Below are 12,950 nucleotides of genomic sequence, written 5' to 3' on the forward strand. Positions count from 1 at the left end.
CCCGAGGTCATACCCTCCGGCGTCCCAGGCCATACCGCTGGTCTCGACACGCCACTCACGCCCACTCGAACGCTCCCGCAACAACCAGCCCAAGCCCGACCACTCCATTCGTCAACCCCCAGTGCGACCGATCACGAAAGACCGATACTCACGACTAGCGACACCGAGCACACCGCCAAGCGCGCTGTGCTGATCGATGCCGACAACACGCGGCCCTCAATCACCGAAGCACTACTCGCCGAGATCGCCACGGCGACAGAAATTCTGCTCCTGCGCTGACCAGTCGGGCGTGAAGTTCGCCCCAGCGTGCTGGGGCAAGGCCGACCAAGCACCGTCCCAGCGAAACCCCGTGCCGAGAAAGGCAGGTGCCCGGCAGGGTCGATACGGTCGCATAGTCGACCAGGCTCGGTGTCCTCACGCCGGTGCCGTCAGTGCGGGCCGGCGGTCGGTCTTCCGGGCACGAGCGGTCCGGAGGGTGAGGGTGATGATGAGTACGAACGCGGCGAGCGCGGTGAGCGTGCGGGCGACGTTGAACATCTCCCACCGCTGGAGGATCGACGCGTAGTCGGCGGGTGGGGTGGTGACGGCCCAGACCTTGATCTGGCCGTTGATCGGGACGTTGCCGAACCGGGTGATCAGGAACGATGCCACGGCCAGCACGCCGGCCGTGCCCGCCAGGTACCGCGACTTCTCTCGAATCAGCACGGTCAGCGTCAAGGAGCTCAGTGCGGCCAGCGCCATCGTGGTCTGCATGACGGGGCCGTTCATCTTCATCAGAGCTGAGTGGAAGGTCAGTCGTATGTCGAGCGGTACCGCGTTGAACGTGGTCTGGATGTTGACCGCGCCGTACCCGAACGCGCCCGCGAGCAGCCCGGTGGACAGCAGCGCGAGTCCGGTGACGAGCCGGACCGCCATGATGCTTCTCATTGGTTTCATCGCCTGGTTTCGTTGTCTCGATTTTCGTTGTGGGACAGGTAGTTCAGCGAGCGGCCGCGGCCGCGATGTCGGTGAGCATGCGAGCTCGTTGTGCCGGCGTGATGACCCGTCCTCTGGTCAGGACGGTGTGGATGCGGGTGGTGTTGTGGATGTCGGCCAGCGGGTCGGCGTCCAGGACGACGATGTCGGCGACCTTGCCCGCCTCGACGGTTCCGAGCGAGTCGTCCAGGCCGAGCAGGCGGGCAGGCTCGATGGTCGCGGTCCGCAGCGCGTCGAGGGGCGAGAGGCCGGCGCGGACGAGCAGGGCGAGTTCATCGTGCAGGCCGAATCCGGGGATGACGAACGGCACGTCCCCGCCGTCGGTCCCGGCGACTACGGGCACCCCGGCCTCGGCCAGGTCGCGCACGAACGCCAACCGGTGCTCCAGCAACTCGTGCCGCTGCGCGGTTTCCTTCGGCGTGCGGCCCGCTGTGATGACATTCTCCAACGCCCACCGCCAACCTTCCACTGTGGACACCGGCACGTACTTGAGCCGGCCGTCGGTGAGCGCGATCTCTTCCGGCCGGTCCAGCACCTGGTACACCGACAGTGTGGGCACGACCCGGGTCCGGGTGCGGGCCAGTGCGGCGAACACGGTCGCCGCTTCCCTCGGGTTGTAGCTGGTGGCCGCGTCCCATTCCAACCGGTGGGTCTCCCGCATCCAGGCGAGATAGTCGCCCTGGGCGAAGGTCAGCCCTGCGATCCTGGCACGCAGTTCGGTCTCCCGGGTGGAGGTGTCGTACCAGGTCGCATAGAGGTGCTCGATGCTGCGCTGACCCGCCGCGCCGGCTGTGGCCAGCGGCACCGCGTCGGGAAGGTGCCCGGCGAACGGGATCCGCTGCCGGCGCGCCTCGTCGGCGATCGCGCGATACGCCTTGCCGGACAGCCGGGAGTACACCTTCACGAAGTCTGCGCCCTCCTGCTTGGCCTGGCGGACGGCTTGGCGGCCCTGTTCGGCGGTGGCGACCTCGACGAACACGGACGGATCGCCGATCGTGGGCGCGCCGTCGACGATGCGGCTCGCGATGGCCGACCGCGGCCCGAGCAACTCACCGCGCTCGACGCGGTCACGCCACTCGTGCAGCATCGGCGTGCCGGACATCTCCCGCACCGTGGTGATCCCATTCACCAGATACAGCGGCGGAGAGATCTCCTCGACCGGGAGGCTGTGCACATGCGCGTCGCATAACCCCGGGATCACGAACTTCCCAGGCAGGTCGACGACCTCCGCACCCGCCGGGATCCCCACCCGATGTCCCACCGCGACGATGCGCTCCCCGCGGATGAGCACCGTCGCGTTCCGGCGATGCGGACGACCGGTGACGTCGATGACCGTCACCCCGGTCAACGCGACCATTCGCTCTCCCGTAGCCGCAGAGGCGCTACCCGCACCGATACCCGTCACCGCCGCGCCGGCCACCGCCATCGCTCGCAACACGTCACGTCGAGGAACCTCACTCGTTATCTCTGACACGCTGTCAAACATAGCGAGGATGGTTAGACTTGACAACGTGTCAGAGCCAATGGCGCCACGGCGCAGGCGACGCCGCACCGACGCCGCCCGCAGCACCAGCGCGATCCTGCGGGCGGCCAAGGAAATCCTCACCGCCCAACCGCACGCGAGCATCGAGGACATCGCGACAGCGGCGGGGGTGAGCCGGCAGACCGTCTATGCCCATTTCAAGACTCGTGAAGCGCTCCTCAACGCGGTGATCGACACGATCACCGACGAAGCGGTCGCCGAAATGGACGCCGCCAACCTCGACGAAGGACCCGCAGCGGCCGCACTGCTCCGCCTGCTCGACGCCAGCTGGCGAACACTCCAGCGCCACCCGCAACTCATGAACGCGACCACCACCGCAGCCGACCCCGAAGCGGACGACAACCGCCACCAGGCAGTGTTCGCCCACCTCGACCAACTACTCACCCGAGGCCAACAAACCGGCGAGTTCGCCGACGACCTCGACACCTCATGGCTCGCCACCGCCGTCATCACCCTCGGCCACGCCGCAGGAGACTCGGTGAGCGCCGGCCGGATGACGCTCACCGACGCCACCACGGTGCTCGCCAGAAGCGTCCTGCGTATCTGCGGCGTCAACCCACGCACCATCACAAAACTCGTCGACGCCGCACCCTGAACCACCCTGCAGCCGCACGCTCCAACTCGCGTCCACGGCGACGGCATTCACTCACGACTATCACTAACAGACCCGACTCTCACACAAATTTTCCTGGAGCAGATCTGGAGCACGCCGGGTCAGTACCACCTCGTCACGCGGTAGCCGGAACAGCACATATCCGATGACCTGACGAGTCGGTTGGTGTTCACAAAGCGAGTGTGTCCCACGACAGAGAGCCCTAACCACCGCTTTTTATCGATCTCACTCGACCGGACGCGCCGAGGCGTTCGGGTCTACGGGCGTCGTTCCCCACGTGGCCACCGACGATCACAACAGATACGGCAACGCCCGATCACTGGACAACTGTCGAAATCAATACTAAATCGCCCCGCCACCCCGAACACGAAGAAGCCCAGGCCACCTGACCTGGCTTTGTGCTCCCCCGCTACGACTCGAACCAAGAACCCTCCGGCTAACTGATTCCAGCCAGTCCCTGGTAACGGCTTGGCCCGACGCCGGGCCGTCCTCGTCTTGCCAGGATTGTCTGTGCTGGATGCCATGATCTCCACGCTCAAGATCCCCTTGAGCTGGGTGGGTACCCGGCTGGGCGGCGTAGGACACCGACCACGCGTGAGGACTCACCCTTGTTGATTCGAAGCACCTGCGACAGACCGGCCTCGGATGAGATGACACGAAGAAGTTCACGGAAGGGGTTCACGCTCGAGCCCGCCGCAGCCTCTTAACTCTGTCAACAGCCCTTCAGAAAGCGGTGAGAACCAGATGTCCCCCACACTGACCTTCGTATCAGGCCTGGTGGGAGCGCTGATTCCCCTGGCCGCACTGGCGCTGCGGCTCCGCTGGCAAGCAGCGCACGACAGACGGCATCAGGAAACCTTGCAGGCCCTCGCGGCGCGCCTTCCTCCCGAGGGCACAATCACCCTCGACGATATTCGCGACGATGGCAGCCGGCTCAGGATCTGCATCAGCGCCCTGCCAACCGAGCTCGCCGAGGAGGACGATGACCGATCCTGACTGGGCCGAGGCGCCGACTCGATCAGACGCAGCGGCTCGCGGCTTGGAAGCGACCCAAGTCGAACTCGAGTTCAGCGCCTTCTATCGCGAGAACGTCAAAGGTTTGGTCGGCTTCCTACTGGTACAGGGAGCTCGGTTGAGCGACGCCGCGGATATCGCCCAGGATACGATGGCCCAGGCCTACCAACGCTGGCGCACGATCAACCATCCTCGTGCATGGTCGTACCGGGTTGCTTCCCGTGCTCTGATCAGGAAGATGACGGCCGTCGAGGAACCCACCGAAGAGGTTCCCACCCCCTCGCCGCTGCTTCGCACGACAGGAATCGAAGGCTGGGAACAAACCCAGGAAGTCGTTCGACTACTGAGCTTGTTGCCGCCACGCCAACGACAGGTCATGGCCTGGACTCTCTACGGGTACACGCCAACTGAGATCGCTCGCGAACTCGCTATCGAGCCCACCGCGGTTCGTGCGAACCTCAAGAAGGCGCGCCGCGCACTGTCAACGCACATCCGCGAACAGGGGGGAGACCAATGACCGGAACCCCTCACCCTGAGCATGACGAGCAGATCCTCAACGAGTGGGTCGAGTCCCGCCTTTTCTCTCTTGACGAGGCACTTAGCGAGATCCTCGACCCTGACACCGGACTACGCGATGTCAAGCATGCCGGCGAAGCAATGCGCCTTGGTCAGGCACTCACGAAAGTGCTTGACATTGAGGCCGGCCTTGACGCCATCGTACCGAAGTCCCCACCGGAGCCTGACCGAGAATCCGCCGCCGAACTCTCTGAACCGACTGTAGCCGGGTCACTGGTCGCCACATACGCGATGAACCTGGCCGGGAGTTCTCCCGGCCGACGCTTAGAGATCCGGACTCTATTTCCTCACCGCGAACTCGCCGACGTCCGCACCGCTGCGCAGGCTCACAACCCTGAACAAGTCTTCGCGCAGCGCGACCACGCCCTTACGGAAATTGAGCACGCTATCGATCTCACCGCGAGGATAAAATCCAATAACGCCGTGCACATGTTCGCGCTCCCCATCGAACCAACTCTCGACAACGCATTGCAAACCGTCCGAGGCCTTGAACTCTCCCTCGAGACAGGGATGTCGCTGTCAAGTCTGGCCAGGGAACTGCTGCTAACGTCGGAGCAGCTTGAGGAAGCCCAACGCCAGGTTCGTCGGCAGGTAGACTTGATCACTGTCGAGAACATCGGCAAGTCCAGCCAGGATGCACTCCACCGAGGGTTTGAGCACATCAACGCGCTGACGCAAGCGCTCGTTGCAGCAGAGAACCACACGCGCCAACTTTTTGAAGACATGCGTCGACTCCCTATCCTCGAACTCACACTCAGCGAAGCCTTTAATTCCGCACGCAACGATCCCGGACTGACCAATGCCTTAAGTCACGATCTCGACTTTGTTCGCACACATGCCCCGGATCGCTCGTTCGCAGCCGCGCTCGTATCCGCGATAGACCACATCAACGAGACCCTGACGAACTTCGCCGGAGACGATTTGTCGGCTCTCAATTTGAATGACGTGTCACTGGAGGGTATCCGGTGGACAACGAATACTCGATGGCCCCCCGGATGGGAGTATTCGATCCGAGCAGCTTCGACAGAAGTCGAAGCTGGCATCTACGAGATCCGGCAAGACCCTCGCATCCACACTCCCACATATTCTTGAGCCGCACATGGCAATTGCAACGACGAGAAGATCCATTGACATCACCCCGGACCTCCGCGAGCGCTCGACGAACGGGACTTCGACGGCTTCGGTGTGCTGTTCACCGAAGACGCCGTGATGGAGATCGGCAGCGAAGTCCGCCGTGGCCGACAAGCGATCACCGACGGCCCCAAGCGCGATTTACGCACCCGCTATGAAGCGACGCATCACCAGTTGGACCAGATGTACATCGACATCGACGAAGATGACGCGACAATTCTCGCCTACGTCTTCGCGTATCACCTCCCGAAAGCGTCGGATCCGATGACGCACGAGGACGCCGGTGGCAAGTACCGCGTCGCCGCCCGGCGAACCGAGGACGGCTGGCGAATCACGCGATGCCGTATCGAGGTCGTCTTGACCCAAGGGGATCCCCTGAGCATCGACGTCTGACCCTGGCGGCCGAACCTCCGGGAAGTCCGTGAAGGCCTCCTTCCCTACCTTGAGAGTAGGGAAGGAGGCTTTCACGGACTTCACGCGAGCCAGGCCGGCCGGCGACTCCGGTTCACGCCCACTGATCCGGTTCGCCTGGCAAGCCCCGGAAAAGTATCTGGACGTCCCGCACCATGCTCTGCGCGGTCAACCATGCTTCGTACAACACGGGCAAGTTCGGCCCGCCGTCGCCGGCCATGACCATGTCGCGGTACTTGTGCAGTTCCGCGGTGGGCAGCCCGCACACCCAGCTGAGGTACTCGAACCGTGTCATCTTCCGGACGCGGGCATCCTCGGAAAGCGCGGCCAGTTGCTGGTCGGAGTAGAAATCGCCTTGGCAGCTTTCGAACCAGGCGACCTTGCCCGGATCGACCCTCCAACGACTGAGACTGCCATCAGGTGACGTCTCCACGGTCCAGCCGTCCTTGTCCTTGCGTCCCATTCCCACGATCACTCCCCAATCCTCCGGCCTGAATTCGCCGCGCCGCGCGAGCTCGGCCGCCGCCCTCGTCGGCCCGGCCACGCATGGCACTCAGACTGGTACGCGACGATGAAAACTTGATGAAACGGCTGCCCGCTCAAGGCCCCGGATGTGCCTGAGGAACGGATCCACCCTTGCTCATGCGCAGAATCAAGGCGACCGCGCCCTCAGAGTGAACTCCCGGATTCAGGACCTCTTGGAGGAGCAGGCCGCGAATCGCGGCGATGGTGACGGTGGCCGTGGTCAGCGCTTCGTCGGCATCGAGCCCTTCGCGTTCCGCCAGCGAGGCCAGGATCTTGGTCAGATCGTCGAGTGAGTCGATGAATTCACGAAAGTTCTCCGGGCTGTACGCGGCCAGACCTACGACGTGAAAGAAGCCGCGGACACGCGACAGCTGCCCCGGGCGGGTGTAGGTCCGCCAGATCGCCACGACGAGGTCGTCGAAGGTGCCCTGCTCGGCGGCCTCGAAAAGCGCCTCGTTGTCCCGGGATCGCTGCGCCTTGAGCATGGCCGCCAACACGCCCGGAAGCGACCCGAAGTGGTACCGCAGAAGGGCGTGACTGGTCCCGGCGCGGGCGGCGACCTCACGGAGTGACACCTCCGGCGCGGGAAGGGCCTCGTCGAAGGCGTCGAGAAGCCGAGCCAGAAGGCGCTCGCGCGCGTCGCCGGTGTGTTCCGTGCTTGACAAGATCACTCCCGCAGTTTATCCATTGGAAAAGACCGGCGGCAACCCGCTCGAAGATCGGGAGCTCTTCGCCGCCCCCGCCAACGCCGTACTCGTCGTCCAAAACGGACATGTTGTAAAGGACCTCCGATGAGCACCATGTGGCACGGCTGCCTCGCCGACACCGACTATTTCGAGATGCGCTCCAGCGGGGGGAACGACTACGGCGTCTGGGTCACCACACCACCGGGCTACGACCCCGCCACGACGCGAGCGCCCGCCGTGTATGTGCTCGACGGCAACTGGGCCGTGGGCATGACGGCTCCGCTCATCGTCACCCAGGCGGACCCCATGCAGCGGATCCAGCCCTACATCCAGGTCAGCGTCGGCTACGCGGGCGAAGAAGCGCAGCACTGGGATCGGCTGCGCAACAGGGATCTCGTGCCACCCGGCGAGCCCATCGCCAAGGAGCTCATCGATGCCGTGGAGATGGGCGTTCAAGCGGGCGCGAGGACACGCGAGGAATCCGACGCCTACCTCGCCGAACTGCGCGACACCCACGCCGACGTGTTCCTGAGCTTCCTCACCGCGGAATTGCACCCGCGGATCGAACGCGACTACGGCACAGCCACGAGCGGCCACGGCCTTTTCGGCTACTCCTACGGCGGCCTTTTCAGCCTCTACACCTGGCTCACCGGCACCACGCTCTTCGAGAGCATCGGAGCGGGCAGCCCCGGCGTCGCCGGTGAAGACAGCCGGATCTTCGCCCAGCTCCAAGAGATGGGCGACCGGCAGCAGGGCACCAAGCTGCACGTGACCCTCAACGAGCAAGAGCTGCTCGGAGACCTGGCCATCTACCAAAACCTCACGAAGAACACGGCCACCGTCCTTCACCGCCTCACCTCACGCGGCGAGGCCGTCACCAGCGCGATCCTGCGCGAAACGCATGTGACCGGCCTGCAGGCATCGTTCCTCAGCTACCTCAGGACTTGCCGGTCTCGGTAAGGGCACGCAGACGGCGTTGACATCACCAAGCGGGCTCCCTACGCTTTTGGGAAAGCGCTTTCCCGCATTCCCTTCTCGCCGATGACCGCCGCAGCAAGGAGCACCGTTGAGCGCGACAACAGCACTCGCACTGACAGCACTGCTCGTCGGATTCGCCGTGGAGCCCGCGACCGCCGCTCCCGGCGTGATCACGGTCGCGAAGGACGGTTCGGGGAACCACACGACCGTCCAGGCGGCGATCAACGCCATTCCATCCGGTACGGCCTATACGATCAAGATAAAGCCCGGCCGGTATCGCGAGGTGGTGAACATCCCCGCCGACAAGAAGCCGCTCACCCTGCTAGGCACGACCGGAAATCCCGCCGACGTGATCATCGATTACGACAACGCGTCCGGCACCAGGAAACCGGACGGCAGCACCTATGGGACCAGCGGCAGCGCCACGGTGACGATCGCCGCCGGCGACTTCACGGCACGTGGCATCACCTTCAGCAATTCGTTCAGCCGAGCCGCGCACCCGGAGATCACCGCGACCCAGGCGGTCGCGCTGAAGGCGACCGGCGATCGCATGCTCTTCGACAACAGCCGATTCCTCGGTCACCAGGACACGGTCTACGCCGACACCGCGGCCGTCGGCGTCCGGGCGCGGCAATACTTCACCAGGTCCACGATCACGGGTGACGTCGACTTCCTGTTCGGTCGCGCCACCGCAGTATTCGACCAGGTCACCATCACGGCTTTGGACCGAGGGCAGAATCCCAACGGCTACCTGGCCGCACCGAGCACGCGCTCGGACAATCCCTACGGCTTCCTCATCGTCAACAGCAAGATCACGAGCGACGCAAGGGCGGGCACGTACTTCCTCGGCAGGCCATGGCATCCCGGTGGCGACAAGAACGCCGTCGCTCAGCTCGTCATCCGTGAGACAGCGCTGCCCGCGGCCATCAAGCAGGCACCGTGGACGGACATGTCGGGCTTTTCCTGGCGGGACGCCCGGTTCAAGGAATACCGCAACACCGGGCCAGGTGCCGGGACGGGAGTAGACCGTCCCCAGTTGACCGCCGCGGAGGCCGCGAAGTACACAGTCGGCAGCTACCTGGGCGACTGGCGTCCCCAGCGCCAGCTTGAGTTTCGGCGCCACACTTCTGTTGAGGGGTAAGCCAAACATGTCGTGATTGCGGGCGGCCTAGGTCGCCAACGGCACAACGCTGGTCCAGTTCGGCTGCCACGCGGGCACGAATGGATCGCCTCGATCGCCGGCGTCGCCCCGGCTCGGCGATCGAGGAGCGAGCCGGGCCGGTTTCACGGAGCGAGCAGGTACTTGTCGAACCACCGCAGGACCCGCGCGAGGAGGTCGATCTGCGCGGGGTATGCCCGGACACCGTGGCCTTCTTCCGGATAGATCACCAGCGCCGAGGGTACGCCGTGGGCACGCAGGGCCTGGTGGAATTCCCTGGCCTGCCCAGGAGGCGTGCTGCGGTCGAGCGCGCCCGCGACATTCAGGCACGGGGTACGGGCCTTGCTCGCGTGCAGTACCGGGCTGCGTGTGTGCACCAGGGTCCCCGGGATTTCCGGGTCGCCGTCGAGGAATCGGTCACCCCAGGACCCGATGTTGCTCGCGAAACGCTGGCTGTACCAGTCGGTGACCGGGGAGATCGGGACCGCGGCGGCGAAGCGGCTGTCCTGGGTGACCAGCCAAGACGACATGAACCCGCCGTAGCTGCGGCCGATCAGGCCGATTCGTTCCTTGTCGGCGATGCCGCGTTCGACCAGCGCGTCGATTCCGGACAGGAAATCGTGGGCGTCGGCGCCGCCCATGTCGCCGACCACGCGGGCGGCGAACTCCTGGCCCCGACCGCCGCTGCCGCGCGGGTTGGGATTCAGCACGGCGTAGCCCTGCGCGACCAGGAGCGGAACCCACGGGTAGCGCATCGACCAGCAGTTCTGGAACGCCCAAATGGGTCCGCCGTGGACGTTGACCACCAGCGGGAACGGCCCCTCCCCCTCCGGACGGCACAGGATTCCCTCGATGTCGAGGCCGTCGGGTGCGGTCCAGGTGATCACCTCGGCCTTGCCCGCGACTGACAGGAGGTAGTCGGTACCCGGATGAGCGGTCGAAGCGAGTACTCGGTCGCCGCTCTCTCCGGTGAGCACGAGCTGGGGCGGGAGGGAGTAGGAGTCCTGCACGGTCAGCACCCGGCCGTCCGCGGTGAACGCGCCTGTGGGGTAGAAGGTGCCGCCGCTGCAAGACAACTCCGTGGCGAACACCTCCCGGACCGCGCCACCCGGCACGTCGACGATCCCGGCGACCGAGTCGAGCCGGCGTTGCCCGAGGTAGCCGAGCCGGTCCGCGTCGAGCCATTCGACCTGGGCGACGTCGGTGCCCGCCGTGTCGATCCGCTGTACCGCGCCGGTGGCCGGATCGACCAGCAGCAGATCGCCGGCGACCACACCGCGGTCACTGCACACGGCCTCGATCACCGCCACCCGCGCCCCGTCCGGGGAACCGGCGGGCAGCGCCAGTTGCACGGGGCCGGCCAGCAGCTTGCGCACCTCACCGCCGAAGTCGAGCAGGCTCAACCACGCGGAGTACCAGGCGTCCTCCCCCGGCTCGCCGGACGAAATCGCGACGACCTGATCCGGCCCGCTCCAGTTTGCTTCCCAGCAGTTGAGGCCTTCCGGGGACAACCGGCTCAGAGTGCCGGTCGCCGGCGTGTAGACCCACAGACCGCGCCAGGCCGAGTCACCGGTGGTCTCGTCCTCGACCTGCGGGAACCACGACGGCCGTTCCGTCTTCCGACGGCTGTTCGAACCCGATCCCTCGCCACTGGAACGGTCCGCGCCGAGCCCGGCGACGCCGAGCAGGACCGAGCGGCCATCGGGAGACCAGTGGAAGTACTCCACGGTGCCGGGAGCCTCCGGCGCGGGCACCGCCTCGCCGAGCCCGTCGCCCCGGAGCAGATGCAGCTGGAACACACCGGGCTCGCGGCGATCGGCGAGGAAGGCGAGTGTGCCGCCGTCCGGGGAGAATCGCGCCCACCGCGCCGATTCCCGTCCTGCCGAGACCGCGCGGAGCTCCCCGTCCACCGCGGCGTACACCGCGGTCCTCGGCAGCCCGGTGAGTTCGTCGAGGACCGCGCCGGTCACCACCGCGCGTCCGCCGTCGCGGGTCACGTGCGGTTCCCGGAGCGCGTGCGGGCGACCGAATGCCGGTTCGTGCAAGGCACGCAAGTGTTCGGCGACCTCGCGGTAGGCGGCTGTGGTCTCCAGGTCTTCCATGGTGTCTCCCCCCTTGCCCCCCGATCCTAAGGGGAAGGTGATCGCGGCCGCCTTTGTACGGATCTTGTACGGGCTTGAAGAACTTTCGGTCGGACCGCGTAATTCGACGAAGGTGAGCGCTCATGTCCGAGCAAGTACCCCGGGAGCTCGTTTCTCGACGTTCACTGCTGCGCATGGGTGGTGGACTCGCCGCGACGACGGCACTGCTCGGCGCCGGCGCCACATTCGCCGGACCGGCTTCGGCCGCGATCACCGCGATGCCGGTGTCCAAGCGTTTCGACCTCACCGAGCCGTCTTACGACGAGTTCCGCGGCAAGATCCTGCACGAGTCACACCACGTGATGCAGGGCTTCGCGTTCGACAACCAGAACGTGCGCATCTTCATCGTGAACGCCCGCGATGGCGGGACCGGGGACGACCTGTGCATCACCCAGGTCAACTTCTCCGGGCAGATCCAGGGCTCGATGCACCTCAACAACGCCGGGCACGGTGTGTCGATCGGCGTCGAACCGGTGGGCACCGACTCCTACATCTGGATGGAATGCGACTCGGACGGACCCACCGGCGACGGGCGAGGGACGGCACTGGCCAGGTTCAAGTTCGTCAACGGTGGCACGCCGTCGGTGAAGAAGTTCCTCACCGGCAGCGACACGATCACCTGTGCCACCGATCCGATCAACAAGCGGATCGCGGTACGCCGCAAGGAGAGCGGCAAGATGACCATCAGCGTCTACCCGCTCGCGTCCGCCGCCGCCGGCGACTTCGGCGCACCGCTGGCGCATTTCCCGCAGCCCGCACTGGCCACCGAGCCGGTGACCTTCCAGGGGTACACCATTTACGGCCAGTATCTGTACACATTGGACGGTACGGGCCACGAGAACCCCGCCGACATCAACTCCTACGTCACGTGCATCGACATGAACACCGGCAAGGTGAAGAGCCGCGCGCTGACCAAGGCGGGTGAGTCGCTGGTGTTCCGCGAGCCGGAGGGACTCGGGATCTACCGGAGCCTGGCCGGGGAGACCCGGTTGTACCTGGGCTTCGGTTCGCGCAGCAGCATGGACAATCCCAACCGCTACGCGAACCTGTTCTACAAGAACGTCCTCATCGACTGAAGCCACGACCGGACGCGCGGAAACCACTGAAGCGGCGGCGCTGGTTACGGTGATGGTCGCCTGCTGACGATGACCGAGTGCGCCTTGCCGCCGAGGTCGTGACCGCCCTCCGGGGCGGCGCC

Annotated in this window: 12 protein-coding genes and 1 pseudogene; 8 read left to right on the plus strand and 5 right to left on the minus strand. The window is 65.5% G+C overall.

Annotation, left to right across the window (positions count from 1 at the left end; genetic code table 11):
• Window positions 1-414 precede the first annotated feature (414 nt).
• Together ACZ7KI_RS00560 and ACZ7KI_RS00565 are read right to left on the minus strand one after the other, a co-directional pair.
• Window positions 415-915, minus strand: a complete 501-nt coding sequence (locus tag ACZ7KI_RS00560; RefSeq protein WP_470271123.1) for an anthrone oxygenase family protein — start codon at window positions 913-915, stop codon at window positions 415-417.
• A gap of 64 nt (window positions 916-979) precedes the next feature.
• Window positions 980-2,332: an amidohydrolase family protein gene (locus ACZ7KI_RS00565; RefSeq protein WP_470271124.1), complete on the minus strand. Its 1,353-nt coding sequence runs from the start codon at window positions 2,330-2,332 to the stop codon at window positions 980-982.
• Window positions 2,333-2,498: 166 nt separating this feature from the next.
• Here ACZ7KI_RS00565 and ACZ7KI_RS00570 point away from each other — a divergent pair, with 166 nt between their 5' ends.
• From ACZ7KI_RS00570 to ACZ7KI_RS00590, 5 genes and pseudogenes are all read left to right on the plus strand, one after another.
• Complete coding sequence (locus ACZ7KI_RS00570; RefSeq protein ID WP_470271125.1) at window positions 2,499-3,113, plus strand: TetR/AcrR family transcriptional regulator; 615 nt, start codon at window positions 2,499-2,501, stop codon at window positions 3,111-3,113.
• Window positions 3,114-3,875: 762 nt separating this feature from the next.
• On the plus strand, window positions 3,876-4,127 hold the full coding sequence (locus ACZ7KI_RS00575; protein ID WP_470271126.1) for a hypothetical protein: 252 nt from the start codon (window positions 3,876-3,878) through the stop codon (window positions 4,125-4,127).
• Entirely contained in the window at window positions 4,114-4,662 is a 549-nt protein-coding gene (locus tag ACZ7KI_RS00580) for an RNA polymerase sigma factor (protein ID WP_470271127.1), read from the plus strand. The genes ACZ7KI_RS00575 and ACZ7KI_RS00580 overlap by 14 nt, the downstream gene beginning before the upstream one ends.
• Window positions 4,659-5,813 carry a hypothetical protein gene (locus ACZ7KI_RS00585; RefSeq protein ID WP_470271128.1) on the plus strand — a complete coding sequence of 385 codons (1,155 nt, stop codon included), beginning with the start codon at window positions 4,659-4,661 and terminating at the stop codon, window positions 5,811-5,813. The genes ACZ7KI_RS00580 and ACZ7KI_RS00585 overlap by 4 nt, the downstream gene beginning before the upstream one ends.
• A gap of 69 nt (window positions 5,814-5,882) precedes the next feature.
• Window positions 5,883-6,245 (plus strand): annotated as a pseudogene (locus tag ACZ7KI_RS00590) (nuclear transport factor 2 family protein); the annotation flags it as partial.
• Window positions 6,246-6,357: 112 nt separating this feature from the next.
• Here ACZ7KI_RS00590 and ACZ7KI_RS00595 read toward each other — a convergent pair.
• The gene (locus ACZ7KI_RS00595) at window positions 6,358-6,732 is read right to left on the minus strand and encodes a hypothetical protein (RefSeq protein ID WP_470271129.1); all 375 of its coding nucleotides are present in this window, start codon (window positions 6,730-6,732) and stop codon (window positions 6,358-6,360) included.
• A 130-nt stretch (window positions 6,733-6,862) separates the two neighbouring features.
• Complete coding sequence (locus ACZ7KI_RS00600; RefSeq protein ID WP_470271130.1) at window positions 6,863-7,459, minus strand: TetR/AcrR family transcriptional regulator; 597 nt, start codon at window positions 7,457-7,459, stop codon at window positions 6,863-6,865.
• A 120-nt stretch (window positions 7,460-7,579) separates the two neighbouring features.
• Here ACZ7KI_RS00600 and ACZ7KI_RS00605 point away from each other — a divergent pair, with 120 nt between their 5' ends.
• Together ACZ7KI_RS00605 and ACZ7KI_RS00610 are read left to right on the plus strand one after the other, a co-directional pair.
• Entirely contained in the window at window positions 7,580-8,434 is an 855-nt protein-coding gene (locus tag ACZ7KI_RS00605) for an alpha/beta hydrolase (RefSeq protein ID WP_470271131.1), read from the plus strand.
• Between the two features lie 106 nt (window positions 8,435-8,540).
• The gene (locus tag ACZ7KI_RS00610) at window positions 8,541-9,593 is read left to right on the plus strand and encodes a pectinesterase family protein (protein WP_470271132.1); all 1,053 of its coding nucleotides are present in this window, start codon (window positions 8,541-8,543) and stop codon (window positions 9,591-9,593) included.
• A 143-nt stretch (window positions 9,594-9,736) separates the two neighbouring features.
• Here ACZ7KI_RS00610 and ACZ7KI_RS00615 read toward each other — a convergent pair whose 3' ends face one another.
• Entirely contained in the window at window positions 9,737-11,713 is a 1,977-nt protein-coding gene (locus tag ACZ7KI_RS00615; RefSeq protein ID WP_470271133.1) for a S9 family peptidase, read from the minus strand.
• Between the two features lie 122 nt (window positions 11,714-11,835).
• Between ACZ7KI_RS00615 and ACZ7KI_RS00620 the strand changes: the two genes are divergently transcribed.
• Entirely contained in the window at window positions 11,836-12,828 is a 993-nt protein-coding gene (locus ACZ7KI_RS00620; protein WP_470271134.1) for a phage baseplate protein, read from the plus strand.
• Window positions 12,829-12,950 lie beyond the last annotated feature (122 nt).

This window comes from Amycolatopsis sp. NPDC039088 (assembly GCF_055598845.1).

Excerpts from the sequence above, each read along its gene's own strand:
- ACZ7KI_RS00560 (WP_470271123.1), bottom strand. The coding sequence starts at position 915 with ATGGCGGTCCGGCTCGTCACCGGACTCGCGCTGCTGTCCACCGGGCTG.
- ACZ7KI_RS00565 (WP_470271124.1), bottom strand. The coding sequence starts at position 2,332 with ATGGTCGCGTTGACCGGGGTGACGGTCATCGACGTCACCGGTCGTCCG.
- ACZ7KI_RS00570 (WP_470271125.1), top strand. The coding sequence starts at position 2,499 with ATGGCGCCACGGCGCAGGCGACGCCGCACCGACGCCGCCCGCAGCACC.
- ACZ7KI_RS00575 (WP_470271126.1), top strand. The coding sequence starts at position 3,876 with ATGTCCCCCACACTGACCTTCGTATCAGGCCTGGTGGGAGCGCTGATT.
- ACZ7KI_RS00580 (WP_470271127.1), top strand. The coding sequence starts at position 4,114 with ATGACCGATCCTGACTGGGCCGAGGCGCCGACTCGATCAGACGCAGCG.
- ACZ7KI_RS00585 (WP_470271128.1), top strand. The coding sequence starts at position 4,659 with ATGACCGGAACCCCTCACCCTGAGCATGACGAGCAGATCCTCAACGAG.
- ACZ7KI_RS00605 (WP_470271131.1), top strand. The coding sequence starts at position 7,580 with ATGAGCACCATGTGGCACGGCTGCCTCGCCGACACCGACTATTTCGAG.
- ACZ7KI_RS00615 (WP_470271133.1), bottom strand. The coding sequence starts at position 11,713 with ATGGAAGACCTGGAGACCACAGCCGCCTACCGCGAGGTCGCCGAACAC.
- ACZ7KI_RS00620 (WP_470271134.1), top strand. The coding sequence starts at position 11,836 with ATGTCCGAGCAAGTACCCCGGGAGCTCGTTTCTCGACGTTCACTGCTG.